At 73.5% G+C, this 19468-nt stretch carries 16 protein-coding genes; 5 read left to right on the top strand and 11 right to left on the bottom strand.

The genetic code is table 11. The annotated features are described in order from the left end of the window. Positions 1–8: 8 nt before the first annotated feature. Positions 9–1373: a glutamine synthetase family protein gene (locus ACWD3O_RS12505; RefSeq protein WP_451415807.1), complete on the bottom strand. Its 1365-nt coding sequence runs from the start codon at positions 1371–1373 to the stop codon at positions 9–11. A gap of 257 nt (positions 1374–1630) precedes the next feature. Between ACWD3O_RS12505 and ACWD3O_RS12510 the strand changes: the two genes are divergently transcribed. After that, positions 1631–2329 carry a gamma-glutamyl-gamma-aminobutyrate hydrolase family protein gene (locus ACWD3O_RS12510; protein ID WP_451415808.1) on the top strand — a complete coding sequence of 233 codons (699 nt, stop codon included), beginning with the start codon at positions 1631–1633 and terminating at the stop codon, positions 2327–2329. A gap of 423 nt (positions 2330–2752) precedes the next feature. Here ACWD3O_RS12510 and ACWD3O_RS12515 read toward each other — a convergent pair whose 3' ends face one another. After that, positions 2753–3721 (bottom strand): LysR family transcriptional regulator, encoded by a 969-nt coding sequence (locus ACWD3O_RS12515; protein ID WP_451411063.1) that lies wholly within the window; start codon positions 3719–3721, stop codon positions 2753–2755. Between the two features lie 70 nt (positions 3722–3791). On the opposite strand from ACWD3O_RS12515, the gene ACWD3O_RS12520 reads away from it, so the two are divergent. Next, complete coding sequence (locus tag ACWD3O_RS12520; protein ID WP_451415809.1) at positions 3792–4937, top strand: TDT family transporter; 1146 nt, start codon at positions 3792–3794, stop codon at positions 4935–4937. Positions 4938–4958: 21 nt separating this feature from the next. On the opposite strand, the gene ACWD3O_RS12525 is transcribed toward ACWD3O_RS12520, so the two are convergent. The 3 genes from ACWD3O_RS12525 to ACWD3O_RS12535 form a co-directional block, all read right to left on the bottom strand. Further along, complete coding sequence (locus ACWD3O_RS12525; RefSeq protein ID WP_451411065.1) at positions 4959–5588, bottom strand: helix-turn-helix domain-containing protein; 630 nt, start codon at positions 5586–5588, stop codon at positions 4959–4961. A 292-nt stretch (positions 5589–5880) separates the two neighbouring features. Beyond that, positions 5881–8499, bottom strand: a complete 2619-nt coding sequence (locus ACWD3O_RS12530) for an ABC transporter permease/substrate binding protein (protein ID WP_451415810.1) — start codon at positions 8497–8499, stop codon at positions 5881–5883. Next, positions 8499–9581, bottom strand: a complete 1083-nt coding sequence (locus ACWD3O_RS12535) for a quaternary amine ABC transporter ATP-binding protein (RefSeq protein WP_451415811.1) — start codon at positions 9579–9581, stop codon at positions 8499–8501. Before ACWD3O_RS12535 ends, ACWD3O_RS12530 begins: the two co-directional genes overlap by 1 nt. 201 nt (positions 9582–9782) lie before the next feature. On the opposite strand from ACWD3O_RS12535, the gene ACWD3O_RS12540 reads away from it, so the two are divergent. The 3 genes from ACWD3O_RS12540 (at position 9783) to ACWD3O_RS12550 (ending at position 12742) form a co-directional block, all read left to right on the top strand. Further along, on the top strand, positions 9783–10688 hold the full coding sequence (locus ACWD3O_RS12540; RefSeq protein WP_451415833.1) for a 5'-3' exonuclease: 906 nt from the start codon (positions 9783–9785) through the stop codon (positions 10686–10688). A gap of 115 nt (positions 10689–10803) precedes the next feature. Next, positions 10804–11673 (top strand): siderophore-interacting protein, encoded by an 870-nt coding sequence (locus tag ACWD3O_RS12545; RefSeq protein WP_451415812.1) that lies wholly within the window; start codon positions 10804–10806, stop codon positions 11671–11673. 145 nt (positions 11674–11818) lie between these two features. Continuing rightward, on the top strand, positions 11819–12742 hold the full coding sequence (locus ACWD3O_RS12550) for an RluA family pseudouridine synthase (protein WP_451415813.1): 924 nt from the start codon (positions 11819–11821) through the stop codon (positions 12740–12742). Between the two features lie 41 nt (positions 12743–12783). On the opposite strand, the gene ACWD3O_RS12555 is transcribed toward ACWD3O_RS12550, so the two are convergent. The 6 genes from ACWD3O_RS12555 to ACWD3O_RS12580 all read right to left on the bottom strand — a co-directional run bounded on the left by ACWD3O_RS12555 (position 12784) and on the right by ACWD3O_RS12580 (position 19461). Then, positions 12784–15591 carry a DEAD/DEAH box helicase gene (locus tag ACWD3O_RS12555; protein WP_451411070.1) on the bottom strand — a complete coding sequence of 936 codons (2808 nt, stop codon included), beginning with the start codon at positions 15589–15591 and terminating at the stop codon, positions 12784–12786. A gap of 103 nt (positions 15592–15694) precedes the next feature. Further along, positions 15695–16588: a diacylglycerol kinase gene (locus ACWD3O_RS12560; RefSeq protein ID WP_451415814.1), complete on the bottom strand. Its 894-nt coding sequence runs from the start codon at positions 16586–16588 to the stop codon at positions 15695–15697. Between the two features lie 41 nt (positions 16589–16629). Next, positions 16630–17532, bottom strand: coding sequence for a twin-arginine translocase subunit TatC (gene tatC, locus ACWD3O_RS12565; protein ID WP_451411072.1), 903 nt, complete (start codon positions 17530–17532; stop codon positions 16630–16632). Between the two features lie 95 nt (positions 17533–17627). Continuing rightward, positions 17628–17906, bottom strand: coding sequence for a Sec-independent protein translocase subunit TatA (gene tatA / locus ACWD3O_RS12570; protein WP_451411073.1), 279 nt, complete (start codon positions 17904–17906; stop codon positions 17628–17630). 271 nt (positions 17907–18177) lie between these two features. Continuing rightward, a complete protein-coding gene (locus tag ACWD3O_RS12575) occupies positions 18178–18372 on the bottom strand; it encodes a hypothetical protein (protein WP_356138123.1) in 195 nt (64 codons plus the stop codon). 21 nt (positions 18373–18393) lie between these two features. Further along, the gene (locus tag ACWD3O_RS12580; RefSeq protein WP_451415815.1) at positions 18394–19461 is read right to left on the bottom strand and encodes a helix-turn-helix transcriptional regulator; all 1068 of its coding nucleotides are present in this window, start codon (positions 19459–19461) and stop codon (positions 18394–18396) included. Between the last annotated feature and the right edge of the window lie 7 nt (positions 19462–19468).

A 19468-nucleotide genomic window follows, 5' to 3' on the forward strand; every position in this document is an offset into this window, starting at 1 on the left:
GCGCGGCCTCACAGTCGTTCGAAGGAGCGGCGCAGCTCCCAGTCGGTGACGGCGGCGTCGAAGGCGGCGACCTCGACGCGGGCCATGTTCAGGTAGTGGTCGACCACCTCGTCGCCGAAGGCGGCGCGGGCGAGGTCGCTGTGCTCCCAGAGGTCGGCCGCGTCCCGCAGGGTGCCGGGCACCCGCGGGTATCCGGCGGCGTAGGCGTTGCCCGGGCAGGCCTCGGGGAGTTCCAGCTTGCGTTCGATGCCGTGCAGTCCGGCCGCGACCATCCCGGCCAGCGCCAGGTAGGGGTTGACGTCGCCGCCGGGCAGCCGGTTCTCGAACCGCAGCGACTGCCCGTGTCCGACGACGCGGAGCGCGCAGGTGCGGTTGTCCTGGCCCCAGGCGACGGCGGTGGGCGCGAAGGAGCCGGGCTGGAACCGCTTGTAGGAGTTGATGTTGGGCGCGTACAGCAGCGTGAACTCCCGCAGCGCGGCGAGCTGTCCGGCCAGGAAGTGCCGCATGGTGTCGGACATGCCGTGCTCGCCGTCGCCGGACATGACGCTGCGTCCGTCACCGTCCCAGAGCGACAGGTGCACGTGGCAGGAGTTGCCCTCGCGCTCGTTGTACTTGGCCATGAAGGTGAGCGAGACGCCTTCCTGGGAGGCGATCTCCTTGGCACCGGTCTTGTAGAGGGCGTGCTGGTCGCAGGTGGTCAGCGCCTCGTCGTAGCGGAACGCGATCTCGTGCTGGCCCGGGTTGCACTCCCCCTTGGCCGACTCCACGGTCATCCCGGCGGCGCCCATCTCGTTGCGGATGCGGCGCAGCAGGGGTTCCATCCGGCCGGTGCCGAGGACCGAGTAGTCGACGTTGTACTGGTTGGCCGGGGTGAGGCCGCGGTAACCGGCGTCCCAGGCCTGCTCGTAGGTGTCCTTGAAGACGATGAACTCCAGCTCGGTGCCCGCCCGGGCAGTGAGCCCGTGGGCGGCCAGCCGGTCGAGCTGGCGGCGCAGGATCTGGCGGGGCGCGGCGGCCACCGGGCTGCCGTCGGCCCAGGCGAGGTCGGCGGTGAGCAGGGCGGTGCCGGGGTGCCAGGGGATCCGGCGCAGGGTGCTGACGTCGGGGTACATGGCGAAGTCGCCGTAGCCGTGGTCCCAGGAGGACATGGCGTATCCGTCGACGGTGTTCATCTCGGTGTCGACGGCGAGCAGGTAGTTGCAGCCCTCGGTGCCGTGGTCGAGCACCTCGTCGAGGAAGAACCGGGCGGCGAACCGCTTGCCCTGCAACCGCCCCTGCATGTCGGTGAAGGCGAGGACGACGGTGTCCATCTCCCCGGCCGTCACCAGGGCCTTGAGTTCGTCCACGCCGAGCGGGGGTGTGCGGTCGGCCACGGGATGGTCCTCCTTCAGGCTCACGCACAGGCCCTGCGGCCTGCCGCGATGCCTAACGTAGGGCGTGCGGACTCGGCGAGGGAAGGGGGCGCGGCGGTCTCCTGGGGCCGGTGCGTCCGGCGTGACCGGTGGCGTTCCGGTTGAAAAGGCGGGCCGGAACGATCAGGGTGTGCGGCAGGACCGGCCTCGGGGGCGTCACGCGGCCGGAACGGCACCACCGGGGCCGCGCCGGCGGAACCAGGGAGAGAGGCAGCCTCATGTCCGAGCGTCCGCTGATCGGGCTCAGCACCTACCTGGAGGCGGGGGTGCGGTGGGGCTCCTGGGAGCTGGACGCGGCGCTGCTGCCGTCCGGCTACCACCGGCTGGTGCAGGGGGCGGGCGGGATCGCGCTGCTGCTGCCGCCGGACGCGCCCGAGCGGGCGGCGGAGGCGGTGGCGCGGCTGGACGGGCTGCTCGTCGCGGGCGGGCCGGACGTGGATCCCTCGCGCTACGGCGCCGAGCGGGACCCGCGCACCGGGCCGCCGGCGCCCGAGCGGGACGCGTGGGAGCTGGCGCTGATCCACGCGGCGCTCCGGGCGCGGGTGCCGCTGCTGGGGGTGTGCCGGGGGATGCAGTTGCTCAACGTCGCCCTCGGGGGCACGCTGACGCAGCACGTGGACGGCCACGCGGAGGCGCCGGGGGTGTTCGGGCGGCACGCGGTGATGCCGGTGGCCGGGACGCGGTACGCCGAGCTGGTGCCGGAGGTGACGTCGGTGTCGACCTACCACCACCAGGCGGTGGAGCGGCTGGGGGCGGGCCTGGTCGTCTCGGCGCGGGCGGTCTCCGACGGGACGGTCGAGGCGGTCGAACGCCCCGGCGCCGACTGGGTCCTGGGCGTCCAGTGGCACCCCGAGATGGGCACCGACCTCCGCCTGCTGCGCGCCCTGATCGACTCGGCGACACGGGTCCGCGCCTGAGCGGGGCCCGGGCCTGAGCGGATCCGGACGGCGCGGGGCCGGACGGCGCGGGGCCGGACGGCGCGGGGCCGGGCGGCGCGGGTCCGGGCCTGAGCGGGTCCGGGCGGTGCGGGGCCGGGCATCAACGGGGTCCGGGCCTAAGCGGGGCCGGGCGGCGCAGGGCCGGGCATCAACGGGGTCCGGGCCTAAGCGGGCACCGGGCGTGAGCGGGGTCCGCGCCTGAGCGGGGTCCGGGCCTGAGCGGGGTCCGGGCCTGAGCAGGTCCGGGCGGCGCGGTCCGGGCATCAGCGGGGTCCGGGCCTGAGCGGGGCCGAGCCAGAGCGGATCCGGACGGCGCGGGCCTGGGCGGCGCGGGTCCGGGCGTGAGCGGGGCCCGGGCCTGAACGGGTCCGGACGGCGTGGGTCAGGGCGTGGGCGGGGGCCTCAGACGCGGGTCAGGGAGAGCAGTTCCCTGGCCGGTCCCACCGGGCGGTGGCCGGCGGGCCAGACGGCGCGGAGGTCCCGGCGCAGGCGGACCTCGGGGTCGAGGGGCACCGGGACCAGGCGCCGCGCCGCGACCTCCTCGGCGACCGCCAGTTCGCTGACCACGGCCGGACCCGCGCCGCCGACCGCCGCCGACTTCACCGCCGTGGTGGAGGACAGCTCGATCAGCGGGCGGGACACGCCGCCCAGGGCGTCCTCCAGGACCTGCCGCGTCCCGGACCCCTCCTCCCGCAGGATCAGCGGCGTGCCGGCCAGCTCCTCCCCCGGCACGGGCCGCCGCCGCCGCGCCCAGGGGTGCCCGGGCGCGACGACCACCAGCAGCAGGTCGTGCGCGACCACCGCCGAGTCCAGCCCCTCCGGCACGGAGAGCCCTTCGACGAACCCGAGGTCCGCCTCGCCGGACCGCACGCGCCGCGCCACCTCCGCCGAGTTCCCGGCGTGCAGCGACACCGCCGTGCCGGGCCGCCGCTCGCTGAGCGCGATCAGCCAGCCCGGCAGCAGGTACTCGGCGATCGTCATGCTCGCCGCCACCCGCAGCCGCGAGTCGCGCCGGTCCTTCAGGGCCCGCGTGCCCGCGTCGAACGCCGCCGCGGCCTCCACGACCTTGCGGGCCCAGTCCGCGACCAGCTGCCCGGTGTCGGTGAGGCGCGACCCGCGCGGCGAGCGGTCGACCAGGGCCAGCCCCAGGTGGCGTTCCATGGACCGCACCCGGCTGCTGGCCGCCGGCTGCGAGATGCCCAGCTCCCGGGCGGCCCGGCCCAGGCTCCCCAGCCGCGCCACCGCCAGCAGCAGCTCCAGCGCCCCGAGGTCGGGCACCCGGTGGGCCAGCGACCCGGGGACGTCCGGTGCCGCGTGGCCGGCCCCGGAGGCCGGGGGCACGGTGGCGTGATGATCGTCGGAGCTGCTCATAACCTCAGCTTATGCCCCCATAGGGGCGAGGCCTCTTCCGGTCCGGACCGCCTCCGCGGACGATGGGGACATGATCCGCGCGGTACGTCATCTCGGCCCCAACTGGTACGCGTCCGTCATGGGAACCGCCGTGGTCGGCACGGCGGGAGCCGGTCTCCCGCTCGGCCCGTGGGTGCCGCGGACCCTGTGGACCGCCGTGTGGGCGCTCTCCGCGCTGATGCTGGCGGCCCTGCTGGCCGCCCGCGCGCTCCACTGGCGTCACCACCGCGACCAGGCCCGCCGTCACCTGCTGGACCCGGCCGTCGCCCCGTTCTACGGCTGCGCGGCAATGGCGCTGCTGGCGGTCGGCGGCGGCGCGCTCACGGTCGGGCGGGACTGGATCGGGCTGCCCGCCGCCGTCGCCCTGGACCTCACGCTGTTCACGGCCGGCACGGTGACCGGGTTGGTCGCCGCAGTCGCGGTCCCGTACCTGATGATCGTGCGTCACCGCCCGTCCGCGGCGGACGCGGCGCCCGCCTGGCTGCTGCCGCTGGTCGTGCCGATGGTCTCGGCCGCGCTCGGCCCGCAACTGGTCCCGCACCTGCCCGAGGGCGCCGCCCGGCAGACCCTGCTGGCCCTGTGCCTGGCGCTGTTCGGTCTCAGCCTGCTGGCGGTGCTGGTGGTACTGCCGGCCGTGGTCGCCCGCCTGCTCACCGCCGGGCCGCTGCCGCTCGCCCTCACCCCGACGCTGTTCCTGGTCCTCGGCCCGCTGGGCCAGTCGACCACCGCCGCGGGGAACTTCGCCGTGGCCGCCCCGGACGCCGTGCCGGGCCCGTTCGCCGAGGCGCTGCGGGCGGCTTCGGTGCTCTACGGCGTGCCGGTGACCGGCTTCGCCCTGCTCTGGCTGGCCCTCGCCACCGCGCTGCTGGTGCGGGCGGTGCGCGCCGGGATGGGCTTCGCGATGACCTGGTGGGCGTTCACCTTCCCGGTGGGCACCTGCGTCACCGGCGCGACGGCGCTCGGGCGGCAGACCGGGCTGGCGGTGTTCGACGCCCTCGCGGTGCTCCTCTTCGCGGCCCTGGTCACGGCCTGGGCCGCCGCGGCCTTCCACACGGCCCGGGGCCTGCTGCGGGGCCGGCTCCTCGCCGCTCCCGCGCCTCCCGTGTCTCCCCCGCCGCCCGCGCCGCCGGCCGAGCCCGCGCCCGCGGGCCAGGTCTCCTCGCCGGTGACGGTGTAGCGACCGCGCGGGAGCGGGGCGTCAGCGCGCCCGGTCCTGCGTGGCCTCGATGTGCTCGGCGACCGCGACCACCACCACCCGCGTCCCCGGCTCGGTGGCCCGCCAGCGGTGCCGGACGCCGCCGGTGAGGTACAGCGTGTCACCGCGCCCGAGCCGGTAGGCGCGGCCCTCGGCCTCGACCTCCACCGCCCCGTCGGCGACGTACATCAGCTCGTCGTTGCGGTGCTGGAACTCCCGCCCGGCGTCGTACTCCCCGCTGAACTCGGTGGCGTGCATCTGGTGGTGTCCGCGCACCAGGGTCCGGGTCCGCGCCTCTCCCCCGGCCGGCCCGAGGGTCTCGTCGCCGGTGTGCGGCCCGGCGGCGGACGCGCCGCCGCGGGAGTCGTCGCCGAAGCCCTCGCCCCGCACCACGTCCACGCTGCAGGCCGGGTCCGCCGCGGCCAGCAGCTCCACCGCCGTGGTGCGCAGCGCGTCGGCGACCTTCTCCAGGGACCGCGGGCTGGGCCGTGCCCGCTCGTTCTCGATCTGGCTGAGGAACGGGACGGACAGGCCGCTCCGCTCGGCCACCGCGGCGAGGGTGAGCTCCAGCGCGCGGCGGCGCCGCCGGACGGCCGCCCCCACCCGCAGGGGCTGTTCCTTGTGGTCGCCCATCGCTCCGGCTCCCTCCCTCGCTGTGTCGGCGCGCGCCGGGACGGCCCGCGCGTAACTCCATGGTGCGGTAAGTCCTTCTCCAGACTTCCTTGACCCCCGGCCCTCCGGCCAAACGGAACTCGACGAACCGTCACGTCCCGCGTCCGCCGCGCGACGGTCCGGAACGACGAACTCCCACCCCGGCCGCGAGGGCAACCGGGGTGGGAGCGTAGCACTACGTGGCCGTTCGAATCCTCCCTGTGCACGAGCTGCGCACGAGCTGCGCGCGAGGAGGGCGACCGGCCGGGAGCCGTCAGGTGCCGGAGGTCATCCGCTTCGGCACGTCGGGGTGTTCCTCGAGCCAGGCGGCGACGGCCTCGGGCTCCTTGCCCTGGCCCCTGCGGACGATCTCGGCCTCCAGGGAGGCCAGTTCCTTCTCGGTCATCCGGAAGCCCTTGATCCAGCCGGCGAGCCTCGGGTACTGCTCGGGGAAGTCCTTCGCGGCGATGGTGTGGATCTTGTTGCCCTCGCCCCAGGCCCCCTTCGGGTCCTTCAGCTTGGTGAGCTCGTACTCCTCGTAGGACCAGTGCGGGGACCACAGGGTGACCGCGACGGGCTTCTTCTCCGCGTACGCGCGCTTGAGTTCGGTAAGCATGGCCGGCGTGGAGCTGTCGACGACCTCGTACTCGTCCTCGAGCCCGTAGGCGGGCAGCACGTCCTTCTTCAGCAGGTTCATCTGGCCGGTGCCGGGCTCGATGCCGACGATCCTGCCCTCGAACTCGTCGGCGCGGCCCCGGAGATCCTCCATCGAGTCGATGCCCTTGACGTAGGAGGGCACCGCGATCTCCAGGGAGGTGGGTTCGTACCAGCTGCCGAGGTCGACGAGGTCGTCCTTGCTCTTCGCCCAGAAGTTGCCCTGGGCGTGCGGCAGCCAGGCGTCGAAGTTGAGGTCGATGTCCCCGCCCGCCAGGCCGGTGTAGACCGGGCCGACGTCCATCTGCTTGAGGTTCATCGTGTAGCCGCGCTCCTCGAGGACGTGCTTCCACAGGTAGGTGATGGCGATGTCCTCCTCCCACGGGAACCAGGCGACCTCCAGCGGGCGCTCGGTCTCCTTGTCGCCGCCGGATCCCTCCGGCAGCGGCGCCCACGCGTCGACGAGTTCGGGGTGCTTCTTCAGCCAATCCTTGACGGCCTTGTCGTGGTTGCCCTTGCCCGCCGCGTTGATCTCCGCCTCGAGACCGGTGAGCTGCTTCTCGTCCATCCGGAAGTCGCGCAGCCAGTCGGCGACGACCGGGTTCTGCCCGGAGAAGCCGTCGCGGGCCAGGGTGTAGATCTTGTCGCCGGTGCCCCAGGCGCCCTCGGGGTCCTTGAGCTTCTTCAGGTCGAAGTCGTTGTACGCCCAGTGCGGCGACCAGAGCGTCACCACGATGGGTTCCTTCGCCTCGTAGGCGCGCTTGAGCTCGGTGAGCATCGCGGGCGTGGAGCTGGCCTGGACCTGGTACTCGCCCTCCAGGCCGTAGGCGCCCAGCACCTTGTCCTTCAGCAGGGCCATCTCGCCGGCGCTGGGCTCGATGCCGGTGATCTTCCCGTCGAACTCGTCGGCGCGGCCCTTCAGGTCCTCCATGGAGTCGATGCCGTCCATGTAGGCGGGGACGGCGAGCTCCAGCGAGGTCGGGCCGTACCAGGCGCCCAGGCGCTCGACCTTGCCGCCGTGCTTCTCCAGGAACGGGCCGGAGGTGGTGGGCAGCCAGGCGTCGGTCTGGAAGTCGATGTCGCCGTTGGCCAGCGCGGTGTACAGCGGTGCCACCTCGTACTGCTGGGTCTCCACCTCGAAGCCGCGCTGCTCCAGGATGTTCTTCCAGACGAAGGTGGAGGCGACGGCCTCCTCCCAGGTGACGTAGCCGATGGTGATCTTCTCGCCCTTGCCGACGTTGCCGGGTTCGTCCGCGGTCGCGGGTCCGGCGGCGGCTCCGCCGAAGACGCCCAGCAGACCGGCGACCATCGCGAGCACGACCACGCCGACCCCGGCGACGACCGGGCGGGGGCGGTGACCGAGGAACCGCGCGAAGCCGGTCGTGCGGACCGCGGCGGCGGCGCGACGGCCCAGCGGGGAGACCTCGCGGCCCAGCGCGCCGGTCATCCGGTCCAGGTAGACGGCCAGGATCACGATGGAGATGCCGGCCTCCGCCCCGAGACCCACGTCGAGCTGCCCGATGGCGGAGTTCACGGCGCCGCCGAGACCGCCGGTGCCGACCATGCCGGCGATCGCCGCCATGGAGAGGCCCAGCATGATCACCTGGTTGACGCCCGCCATCACGGTGGGCAGGGCCAGCGGCAGTTGGACGCGGAGCAGGATGTTGCGGCGCGTGGTGCCGAAGGCCTCGGCCGCCTCGACGAGCTCCGGGTCGACCTGGCGGATGCCCAGCTCGGTCATCCGGACGCCGGGCGCCAGGGCGAAGATCAGGGTGGCGACGACGCCCGCCGGGGCGCCGGTGCCGAAGAAGAGCATCGCCGGGATCAGGTAGATCATCGCCGGGGTGGTCTGCATGAAGTCCAGCACCGGCCGGACCACGGCGCTCACCCGGTCCGAGCGGGCCGCCCAGATGCCGAGCGGCACCCCGATCACCAGGGCGATCACGGTCGCCACCAGGAGCAGCGCCAGCGTGATCATGGAGTCGGACCAGAGGCCGAGGGCGTCGATGAAGGCGAAGCCCAGGAAGGAGAGGACACCGGCCGCCAGGCCCCGCAGGCGCCAGGCGACGACGGCGAGGATGCCGGCCAGGAGCAGCGGCTCGGGCGCCTGGAGGACCGCGTTGATGCCGTCGAAGGCGCCGAGGAAGACGGCCTTGCAGAAGTCGAAGAACCAGGCGACGTTCTCGCGGAGCCAGTCGACCCCCGCGTCGACCCACTCGCCGAAGGTGATGCGCGGCATCAGGCGGCCACCCCCTTCGCGTCACGGGGGCTGTCGCAGGCGGCCGCCTCCCCGTCCTGGGGGACGTCGCCGATCACGCCGGCCAGGCGTTCCAGGGAGACCGAGCCGATCAGCTCGCCGTCCTCGTCCAGCACGGCGACCGGGTGGCCGGACCGGGCGCCGATCGCGCACAGTTCCTCGACCGGGGTGTCGGGCGTGGCGGTGGGGCAGCCGCAGTCGGCCTCGTCGCCGCGCGGGGCGGCGTCCATCACGGAGGCCGCGGTGAGCACCTTGGAGCGGTCCACGTCCCGGATGAAGGAGGCGACGTACTCGCCCTCCGGGCGGACCAGGATGTCCTCGGCGGTGCCGATCTGCACGATCTCGCCGTCCCGCATCACGGCGATCCGGTCGCCGAGGCGCATCGCCTCGTTGAGGTCGTGGGTGATGAAGACGATGGTCTTGTGGAGGGTCTTCTGCAGGTCCAGGAGCTGGTCCTGCATCTCACGGCGGATCAGCGGGTCGAGGGCGCTGAACGACTCGTCCATCAGCAGCAGGTCGGCGTCGGTGGCCAGTGCGCGGGCCAGGCCGACGCGCTGGCGCATGCCGCCGGAGAGCTCGTCGGGCCAGGACTTCTCCCAGCCCTCCAGGCCGCACAGCGCGAGCGCCTCGGCGGCGCGCCGCTCCCGCTCGGCGCGCGGCACGCCCTGGACCTCCAGGCCGTAGGCGGCGTTCTGCAGCACGGTGCGGTGGGGGAAGAGCGCGAAGTGCTGGAAGACCATGCTGATCCGGCGTGAGCGCAGGGTGCGCAGCTCGGCGGCGCTCAGCGCGGACAGGTCCTGCCCGTCGAAGCTCACGGTGCCGGCGGTCGGCTCCGCGAGCCCGTTGAGCATGCGCAGCAGCGTGGACTTGCCGGATCCGGAGAGGCCCATGACCACGAAGATCTCGCCGGATTCCACCGTGAACGAGGCGTCGATCACGGCGGCGGTGACGCCGTCGGACCTCAGCTCTTCACGATCGGCACCTTTGCGCAGTCGCTCCACCGCTTGCTCGGGTCTTCTGCCGAACACCTTGTAGACGTGCTCGGCCCGCAACCTGGATGACACGTTCAGCCCTTCGTCCTACCACCCGACATCGGAGGTCCGTTGGCATGCGCAACGGGTCGGGTCAAGAGCCGTGCCTGCCCGACCTCGCCCGAGGCAAACGTTTGTTCAAGCCGCCTTCACGGCACGCTTACATTCGTGTCCCGCTCGAGACACGGCTCAATCACCGGTACGGCAAGATGGCGAGGCGTGACCGGACGACTGATGCTTCTCGACACCGCCTCCCTCTACTTCCGCGCCTATTTCGGCGTCCCCGAATCGGTGAAGGCACCGGACGGCATGCCGGTGAACGCCGTGCGCGGCCTGCTGGACTTCATCGACCGCCTGGTGAAGGACCACCGCCCCGACGCGCTGGTGGCCTGCATGGACGCGGACTGGCGGCCGGCCTGGCGGGTGGAGCTGATCCCCTCCTACAAGGCCCACCGGGTGGCCGAGGAGCACGCCCAGGGCCCCGACGCCGAGGTGGTCCCGGACACCCTCTCGCCGCAGGTCCCGGTGATCGAGGCGGTGCTGGACGCCCTGGGCATCGCCCGGGTCGGCGTCGCCGGGTACGAGGCCGACGACGTCATCGGCACCTTCACGGCCCGCGCGACCGGTCCGGTGGACATCGTCACCGGCGACCGCGACCTGTTCCAGCTGGTGGACGACGCCCGGGGGATCCGGGTGCTCTATCCGGTGAAGGGCGTCGGCAACCCGCAGATCATGGACGCGGCGGCGCTGCGGGAGAAGTACGGCGTGGACGGTGGCGGCTACGCCGACCTGGCGCTGCTGCGCGGCGACCCGAGCGACGGCCTGCCGGGCGTCCCGGGCATCGGCGAGAAGACCGCCGCCAAGCTGCTGGAGAGGTTCGGCGACCTGGCCGGGATCGTCGCCGCGGTGGACGACCCCGCCTCCGGGCTCACCCCCGCACAGCGCCGCCGCCTGGACGAGTCGCGTCCGTACCTGGCGGTGGCCCCGAAGGTGGTGCGGGTGGCCTCGGACGTGCCACTGCCCGAGGTGGAGGTGGCTCTGCCCAAGGCGCCGCGCGACCCCGAGATGGTCCAGGCACTCGCCGCGCGGTGGAACCTGGGAGGCTCGCTGCAGCGCCTCCTGACCACGTTGGAGGGGTGACGGCGGCGGCCTCGCACCGGGGGAACGCGGCGAGACTTTACCGCCGCACAAGGTCACCGACCTTGAATCGGTGTTAGCTTAGGGGAGCCTAAGCTAACTAGCAGGGAGGCCCGTCATGGCAGCGCGCCCGGTCCGCAAGACTCCTCAGTCGCACCTCGGGCGGGTGATCCGCACCGAGCGGCTCACCCCGCACATGCAGCGGGTGGTCTTCGGCGGCGACGGCCTGGCGGCGTTCGAGGCCGGGACGTGCACGGACCACTACGTCAAGCTGGTGTTCCCCGCCGAGGGCGTCGATTACCCCGAGCCCTTCAGCATGGCCCGCATCCGCGAGGAGTTCCCCCGCGAGCAGTGGCCGGTCACCCGCACCTACACGGTGCGCGCCTGGGACCCGGCGGCGCGCGAGCTGACCCTGGACTTCGTGGTCCACGGCGACGAGGGCCTGGCCGGCCCGTGGGCCCTGCGCGCGCGGCCCGGCGACACCCTCGTCATGCTGGGCCCCGGCGGCGCCTACGCCCCCGACCCGGCGGCCGACTGGCACCTGCTGGCCGGTGACGAGAGCGCGCTGCCGGCCATCGCCGCCGCCCTGGAGGCGCTGCCGAAGGGCGTTCAGGTCCGCGCCTTCGTGGAGGTCGCCGGTCCGGAGGAGGAGCAGCCGGTCGACTGCGAGGCCGAGATCGTCTGGCTGCACCGCGGCGAGGCGCCGGTGGGCTCCCTGCTGGTCCCGGCCGTCGAGTCGCTGGAGTGGCCCGAGGGCCGCGTGCACGCCTTCGTGCACGGCGAGGCGGGCTTCGTGCGCGACCTGCGCCGGCTGCTGCGCGTGGAGCGGCAGGTCCCCCGCGAGGACCTCTCGGTCTCCGGCTACTGGCGTCTGGGCCACACCGAGGACCGCTGGCAGGCCGCCAAGCCGGAGTGGAACGCGGCCGTCGAGGCCGAGCAGGAGGGCGCCCCCGCGGACGCCCCGGTGCTCTCCCCCGCCGCCGCCTGACGTCCCGCGGCCTGACGTCCCGCCGCCGGACGCCGACGCCCGACCGCCGCCCCGCTTCGGCGGGACGGACCGACCGGCGCCCCGCCTAGGCACCACGCACCCGACCGCCGCCCGCTTGGCCGCCGCGCCACGACCCCCACCGACGATGCCCCGCCGCACCTCCGCCCCGTCCTCTCCCCTGCCGCAGCGCGACGGTGTCGACGCGGTGCGGATCCGGCTGCCCGCGGGGGGCCCGGGGACGACGGTCGGCGAGCACCTGAGGGCCCGGCTGGCGGCCGATCCCGCACTGCTCGACGCGATGTTCGCCGCCGGGGAGATCGTCGGCGCGGACGGCCGCCCGGTGGATCCCGCGACGCCCTACCGGGCGGGGCTGTGCGTCTGGTTCCACCGCGACCTGCCGGACGAGGAACGGGTGCCGTTCCCCGTCGGGATCGTGTACCGGGACGAGCACGTCGTGGTCGCCGACAAGCCGCACTTCCTGGCCACCACCCCGCGCGGCAGCCATGTCGCCGAGACGGCGCTCGCCCGGCTGCGGCGTGACCTCTCCATCCCCACGCTGACCGCCGCGCACCGGCTGGACCGGCACACCGCCGGCCTGGTCCTGTTCACCGTGCGGCCCGAGGAGCGGGGCGCCTACCAGTCGCTCTTCCGGGACCGGCACGTCACCAAGGAGTACGAGGCGATCGCGCCGTTCGACCCGGCGCTGGAACTGCCCCGCGAGGTGCGCAGCAGGATGGTGAAGGAGCGGGGATCGCTGACCGCCCGCGAGGTGGAGGGCGAGCCGAACGCCGTCAGCCGGGTGGAGCTGCTGGAGCGGCGCGGCGGCCTGGCCCGGTACCGGCTGCTCCCGCGGACCGGCCAGACGCACCAGCTGCGCGTCCACCTGTGCTCGCTGGGCGTGCCCATCCTCGGGGACCCGCTGTACCCCGAGGTCCTGCCTCCGGCCGCGCCCGGGGACTTCTCCCGGCCGCTCCAGCTGCTGGCCCGCGCCCTGAGCTTCACCGACCCGGTGACCGGCGTGCGCCACGCCTTCCGCAGCGGGCGCGAGCTGGAGGGCTTCCCCTCCTGACCCGGCGCCCGCCGCGGACGATTCCCCGGCCCGGCGTCCGTCTACCCCACCGAGGAGTAGGCCACCACGCCCCGCAGCAGGCCGTCGACGGCCTTGCGGGCCGTCCTGGGCACCGTGGACCCCTCGGAGGGGGCCGCCGCGGCGATCTGGCCGAGCACGTCGATGACCTGCTTGCACCAGCGGACGAAGTCGCCGGCCGGCATCTCGGCCTCCCGGAGCACCTCGTCCAGCCCCTTGTCGGAGGCCCACATGTAGGCCGCCCAGGCGAAGCCGAGGTCCGGCTGCCGCTGGCCCACGCCCTCGGTCTGCCGGATGCGGAACTCCTCCTCCAGCGCGTCCAGGCGGCCCCAGATGCGGACCGTCTCGTCCAGCGCCGCCTTGGCCTTGCCGGACGGCACCTTCGGGGCCAGCGCGTCGTCCCCGGACCGGGACTCGTAGACCAGCGCCGAGACGCAGGCCGCGAGTTCCGCCGGCTTCAGGTCCTCCCAGACGCCGGCCCGCAGGCACTCGCTGGCCAGCAGGTCCAGCTCGCCGTAGAGGCGGGCCAGCCGCTTGCCGTGCTCGGTGACCTCGTTGCCGCGCAGGTAGTCCAGCTCGGTCAGCAGGGCGACGATCCGGTCGAAGGTCCGGGCGATGGTGTTGGTCCGGCCCTCGATGCGCCGCTCCAGCTGCGAGGTGTCGCGCAGCAGCCGGTGGTAGCGCTCGGCCCACCGGGCGTGGTCCTCGCGCTGGTCGCAGCCGTGGCAGGGGTGCGCCCGCAGCGCGGTGCGCAGCCGCTTGATCTCCCGGTCGTCGGCGGCCTCCGCGCGGCGCTTGCGGTGCCGCTCGGGCGCGATGTGACCGGCCTTGGTCCGCAGCGCGGAGGCCAGGTCGCGGCGGGACTGGGGGGAGCGCGCGTTGAACGACCGGGGGATCCTCATCCGGTCCAGCGCCTCCACCGGCACCGGAAAGTCCATCTCGGCCAGCCGCTTGACCTGGCGTTCGGCGGTGAGCACCAGCGGGCGCGGCCCGTCGTGCCGCTCGAAGCCGCGGTCGCCGTTGGTGCGCCCGGCGGGCAGGCCGGGGTCGAGGACCAGGGCGAGCCCCGCGTACTTGCCGGTCGGCACGTGGATGATGTCGCCGGGCTTCAGCTTCTCCAGGGAGGCGGCGGCCTCGGCACGGCGCACGTTCGCGCCCTGCCGCGCGAGCTCGTTCTCCCGGTCCTTGAGCTCGCGGCGCAGCCGCGCGTACTCCTCGAAGTCGCCGAGGTGGCAGGTCATGGCCTCCTTGTAGCCCTCCAGCCCCTCCTCGTTCTTCTGGACCTGGCGCGAGATCCCGACCACCGACTTGTCGGCCTGGAACTGGGCGAACGAGGTCTCCAGCAGCTCCCGCGAGCGGTGCCGCCCGAACTGGTCGACGAGGTTCACGGCCATGTTGTACGAGGGCTTGAAGCTGGACCGCAGCGGATAGGTGCGGGTGCCCGCGAGGCCGGCGAGGTGCTCGGGGTTCATCCCGCGCTGCCACAGCACCACGGCGTGGCCCTCGATGTCGATGCCGCGGCGGCCGGCCCGGCCGGTGAGCTGGGTGTACTCGCCGGGGGTGATGTCGGCGTGGGTCTCGCCGTTCCACTTGACCAGCTTCTCCAGCACCACGGAGCGGGCGGGCATGTTGATGCCCAGCGCCAGCGTCTCGGTGGCGAAGACCGCCTTCACCAGGCCGCGCACGAAGAGTTCCTCGACGACCTCCTTGAAGGTCGGCAGCATGCCCGCGTGGTGGGCGGCGATGCCGCGCTCGAGGCCTTCCAGCCACTCGTAGTAGCCGAGGACGTGGAGGTCCTCGGCCGGGATGGAGGCGGTGCGCTCCTCCACCAGGGCGCGGACCTTCTCGCGGGCGTCCTCGTCGTTGAGCCGCAGCCCGGCGTAGAGGCACTGCTGGACGGCGGCCTCGCAGCCGGCCCGGCTGAAGATGAAGGTGATCGCCGGGAGCAGGCCCTCGGCGTCGAGCCGCTCGATGACCTCGGCGCGGCTGGGCGTCCAGATCCGGGAGCGCTGGCGGCGCTCCCGCTCCCGGTCGGCCTCGCGCATCATCTTGCCGCGGCGGCGCTCCTGGAACGACGGACGGCTGGCCTCCAGGCGCGCCATCCGGGTCAGGTCCGGGTTGACGGCCTTCTTGTGGCCCTCCGCCTCCTCGAACAGGTCGTACATCCGGCGCCCGGCGAGCACGTGCTGGAACAGCGGTACGGGGCGGTGCTCGGAGACGATCACCTGGGTGTCGCCGCGCACGGTGTCCAGCCAGTCGCCGAACTCCTCGGCGTTGGAGACCGTGGCGGAGAGCGAGACCAGGGTGACGGACTCGGGGAGGTGGATGATCACTTCCTCCCAGACCGCGCCCCGGAACCGGTCGGAGAGGTAGTGCACCTCGTCCATGACCACATAGCCGAGCCCCAGCAGGGTCTGCGAGCCCGCGTAGAGCATGTTCCGCAGCACCTCGGTGGTCATCACGACCACGGGGGCGTCGGAGTTGACGCTGTTGTCACCGGTGAGCAGACCGACCTTGTCGGCGCCGTAGCGGCGGCACAGGTCGGAGTACTTCTGGTTGGAGAGCGCCTTGATGGGCGTGGTGTAGAAGCACTTCTTGCCCTGGTTCAGGGCCAGGTGGACGGCGAACTCGCCGACGATCGTCTTGCCGGAGCCCGTGGGGGCGGCCACCAGCACGCCCTTGCCCGCCTCCAGCGCCTTGCAGGCCTCTATCTGGAACGGATCGAGGCCGAAGTCGTACATCTCGCGGAACGTGCCGAGGGCGGTGGCCTGCTCCGCGGAGCGCCTGCGGGCTGCCGCGTACCGTTCGGCGGGGGAGAGATCCTCTGTCATCGTACGTTCGAGCGTACCCGTCGGCGCCGACAACCGAACGATCTTTTGCGGGCGGTCGGGCGGGCGAGCGGTCGGGCGGGCGGGCGGGCGAGCGGTCGGGCGGTCAGCCGGCCCCGGCCACCCGCACGGCGCTGCGGACGCACTCGGCGGTGACCGGCAGCGGGCCGAGCCGCTCGCCGTCGACGTAGGCGGTCAGGTCCTGGGCGACCAGCTCGATCCGGGCGGCCCGGTGCGTGGTGACCACCGGATGGTCGACGTGGGTGCCCTGGTACACCTTCGGGAAGACCTTCAGCAGGGTGCTCCGGCCGCAGCCGCCGACGACGGTCACGTCGAAGAGCCCGTCCCGCAGGTCCGCCCCGGGGCAGATCCGCATCCCGCCGCCGTAGGAGGAGCCGTTGCCGACGGCGATCAGCGTCGCCTCGACGTCACGGGTCGCGCCCCCGTCCAGCGTCATCCGGTACGGCAGGGGGCGGAACGCGGCGAGCTCGGCGAGGATCGCCAGGTCGTAGCGGAACCGGCCGACCGGCAGCCTCATCCGGTTCCCCCGGTCGTTGACCCGCGAGTCGAAGCCGGTGGCGATCACGGTGCCGAACCAGCGCCCGTTCGCCCGGCCCAGGTCGACGTCGGCGAGCCGGGACTCCTTGAGGTCCCGGGCGATCCGCCGGGCCGCGGCGGCCGGGTCGCGCCGCGGCAGGCCCAGCGCGCCGGCGAAGTCGTTGCCGGTGCCGACGGCCACCACGCCGAGCGGGGTGCCGGTGCCGGCCACCGCCTGGAGGGCGAGGTGGACCAGGCCGTCGCCGCCGACGGCGACCAGGGCCCCGGTGCCGGCGGCCACGGCCTCGCGGGCCCGGTCCAGCGCGTCGTCGGCGTCCAGGCCGAGGACGGTGCGCACGGAGAACCCGGCGTCCCGCAACGCCGAAGCGGCCGGCTGCGCCGCGTGGGCGCCCCGGCCGCGGCCCGCGGTGGGGTTGACGAAGAGGGTGATGTCGCTGGTCACGGCGGCACCCTACGAGGTCCGCGACCCCGGGGGGAGCCCGGTCAGGTCACGTCGTCGTAACCGTTGACCTTGCCCGGCAGTTCCGCGCGCCCGCCGCCCGCCTGCTCCGGCAGCATCGGCGCGGCCGCCACCGGCTGGACCTCCCCGATGGCCTCCGGCGTCAGGTCCAGCTGGGACGCCTCGTCGTCGGAGAGGGCGGCGTCCTTGTTCTTGCGCGCCCGGCGTCTGTCGTTGAGGAGCGAGAAGCCGACAGCCAGGAAGAACAGCACCACGATCGGGCCGGAGAGGGCGAGCATGCCGACGGGGTCGGTGGTGGGGGTCGCGATGGCGCCGAAGACGAAGACGCCCATGACCACGCCGCGCCACCAGCCGGCCATCCGCCTGCCGGTGACCACGCCGACCATGTTGAGCATGATCAGCAGGAGCGGCAGCTCGAAGGCCAGACCGAAGATCAGCACCATCCGGACGGTGAAGTCCAGGACGTCGTCGAGCGTCAGCATGTTGGACGCCACGTCGGGCGTGAGGCTCAGCAGCACCTTGACGCTGACCGGCAGCACCACGTAGGCGAGCCAGGCGCCGCCCACGAACAGCGGCACGGCGGCGGCCACGAAGGTGTACGTGTACTTGCGCTCGTGCTGGTGCAGACCCGGGGCCACGAAGGCCCACAGCTGGTACAGCCAGACCGGGCTGGCGATGATCAGGCCCGCCATGAGGCTGACCTTGACCGTCACGGTGAAGGGCGACGCCAGCGTGTTGAACGACAGCACCGCGCAGTTGCCGCCCTTGCTCTGCGCGAATCCGCCTTCGCAGATGGGCACGGGAGCCGCGAGGAAGTCCATCAGCTGTTCGCTGAAGAACACCGCGCCGATCGTCACGGCGACGATCGCGACGACCGCCTTGGACAACCGGCTGCGGAGTTCCCGAAGGTGCTCCGTCAGGGGCATCCGCCCCTCAGGGTCCTTCTCCTGTTTGCGGGCAGACTTGAGCAACCCACATCCTCATCTCGTGCGGCAGGCCGGAAGGGGGTCCGGCCCGGACGTCAGCGCTTGGTCGTGTCGGTCGGCTCGTTCACCGGGCGCGAGCTCGTCACGTCACCGGGAGCGGCCTGGATGACGCGCTGCGCGGGCTCGTCCGCGGGCGGGCCGGCGGGGGCCGCCTCGTCCTTCTTGCCCTCGTCCTTCATCGCCTTGGCCTCGCTCTTGAGGATGCGGGCGGACTTGCCGAGGGACCGCGCCATGTCGGGCAGCTTCTTGGCGCCGAACAGCAGCAGGATGACGACGAGGATCAGAATGATCTCGGTAGGTCCGAGCCGTCCCATAAGTCTTTACCTTCTCACCGAGGCCACTGGGGGTGTTTGGCTGTCGGAGCGGACAGCAGTCCGGCCTCCGCCAGCGATCGTAACGTCCGGGGATGAACGACGGGCGTCCCCGGGGCGTACTCCCGGTCACACGAGCCGATGCCTCGTTTCCGGCCCGCGAGACAGCAGCGTACCCGCCCCCGCCCTCGCTCGAACAGACTCACGCAGCCCGCTCACCGCCCCTCCCCGCCGCACCGCGCGTATCCGGGCAGGACTTCGCGCGGGTGAGGCCTCAGAGGGTCCGCGCCGCCCTGGCCGTCCGTTCCGCCGCCTCCTCCAGGTCGGCCGCGGCGCCGCCGATGCGCCGGGCGGAGTCCTCCACCTGCGCACCGAGCCGCCGGGCCTCCACGAAGACCCGCACGGCGAAGAAGGCGAGGACGGTGAGCCCCAGGAAACCGAGGGCGACCGCGAGCATCGCCCAGAACATCGCACCGGACATGGGACGAGCCTACGCGCCTGCCGGGGCGGCGCCCGCGCCGGCCGGGTCCGCCGGAGCGGCGGGGCACACCGGGTCGGCGGCCTCGAACAGACCGCCCTCCCCGTACGCGGCCAGCGCCTCGCGGGCGGCGTCCCGGGCGCTCTCGGCGAGTTCGACCGGCGCGACGATCCGCCCGTCGGGGCCGAGCCGCAGCGCGAGGCGGCGCAGGGACTCCGGGGCGGGCGTGCGGATGGTGATCCGCAGACCGCCGTCAGGGAGCTCCTCGGCGCCCTCGTGGGGGTAGTACTCGGCGACCCAGCGTCCGGCCGGGCCGGTCTCGACCACGACCTCGGGGTCGTCGGCGGACGGCTGGACCAGTCCGGCGGACAGGTCGCGCGGCTCGATCCGGGGCGGCTCGGAGGGCTCGTCGAGGATGCGGATCTCGGCGACCCGGTCCAGGCGGAAGGTGCGGCGGGCCTCGGAACGGCGGCACCAGGCCTCGACGTAGGTGTGGCCGACGCTGACCAGGCGGATGGGGTCGATCTCCCGCTCGGTGACCTCGTCACGGGCCGGGGACCAGTAGCGGATCCACAGCCGGCGGCCCTCGGAGATGGCCCGGTCGACGTCGGCGAAGACGCCGCCCTCGGACTCGAAGGTCACCGAGAGGCGGGAGCTGGCCTCGGCGGTCTCGCCGGCCGCCGCCTCCACCTTGGCGGTGGCCCGCAGCAGCGCCTGCCGGTCGCCCTCGCGCAGGCCGGGCAGGGTGGCGACGGCGCGGGCGGCGACGAGCAGGGCGGTGGCCTCGTCGGAGGCGAGGCGCAGCGGCTGGGCCGCCTCGGAGGAGAGCGCGGCGGGGTTGTGCCACCAGATGCGCTCGCCGTCGGTGTCGATGTCGAGCAGGTCGCCGCCGCGGAAGCTGGTCCCGCACATGGGCAGCAGCTCCAGGTCCGCGATCAGCTCGTCGCCGCTGACGCCGAAGGCGCGGGCCACGTCGGCGACCCGGGCGCCGGGGCGCTCCCGGAGGTAGGTGACCAGGGAGAGCATCCGCCGGGTCTGGTCGATGGCGTTGGCGGGGCGGCTGCCCCGGCTGGTCGTCATGCTGCTG

The organism is Streptomyces sp. NPDC002640 (assembly GCF_053592575.1).

Excerpts from the sequence above, each read along its gene's own strand:
- ACWD3O_RS12525 (WP_451411065.1), bottom strand. The coding sequence starts at position 5,588 with ATGGGCGACCACAAGGAACAGCCCCTGCGGGTGGGGGCGGCCGTCCGG.
- ACWD3O_RS12545 (WP_451415812.1), top strand. The coding sequence starts at position 10,804 with ATGGCAGCGCGCCCGGTCCGCAAGACTCCTCAGTCGCACCTCGGGCGG.
- ACWD3O_RS12520 (WP_451415809.1), top strand. The coding sequence starts at position 3,792 with ATGATCCGCGCGGTACGTCATCTCGGCCCCAACTGGTACGCGTCCGTC.
- ACWD3O_RS12575 (WP_356138123.1), bottom strand. The coding sequence starts at position 18,372 with ATGTTCTGGGCGATGCTCGCGGTCGCCCTCGGTTTCCTGGGGCTCACC.
- ACWD3O_RS12555 (WP_451411070.1), bottom strand. The coding sequence starts at position 15,591 with ATGACAGAGGATCTCTCCCCCGCCGAACGGTACGCGGCAGCCCGCAGG.
- tatC (WP_451411072.1), bottom strand. The coding sequence starts at position 17,532 with ATGCCCCTGACGGAGCACCTTCGGGAACTCCGCAGCCGGTTGTCCAAG.
- tatA (WP_451411073.1), bottom strand. The coding sequence starts at position 17,906 with ATGGGACGGCTCGGACCTACCGAGATCATTCTGATCCTCGTCGTCATC.
- ACWD3O_RS12550 (WP_451415813.1), top strand. The coding sequence starts at position 11,819 with ATGCCCCGCCGCACCTCCGCCCCGTCCTCTCCCCTGCCGCAGCGCGAC.
- ACWD3O_RS12580 (WP_451415815.1), bottom strand. The coding sequence starts at position 19,461 with ATGACGACCAGCCGGGGCAGCCGCCCCGCCAACGCCATCGACCAGACC.
- ACWD3O_RS12515 (WP_451411063.1), bottom strand. The coding sequence starts at position 3,721 with ATGAGCAGCTCCGACGATCATCACGCCACCGTGCCCCCGGCCTCCGGG.
- ACWD3O_RS12510 (WP_451415808.1), top strand. The coding sequence starts at position 1,631 with ATGTCCGAGCGTCCGCTGATCGGGCTCAGCACCTACCTGGAGGCGGGG.
- ACWD3O_RS12540 (WP_451415833.1), top strand. The coding sequence starts at position 9,783 with ATGCTTCTCGACACCGCCTCCCTCTACTTCCGCGCCTATTTCGGCGTC.
- ACWD3O_RS12530 (WP_451415810.1), bottom strand. The coding sequence starts at position 8,499 with ATGCCGCGCATCACCTTCGGCGAGTGGGTCGACGCGGGGGTCGACTGG.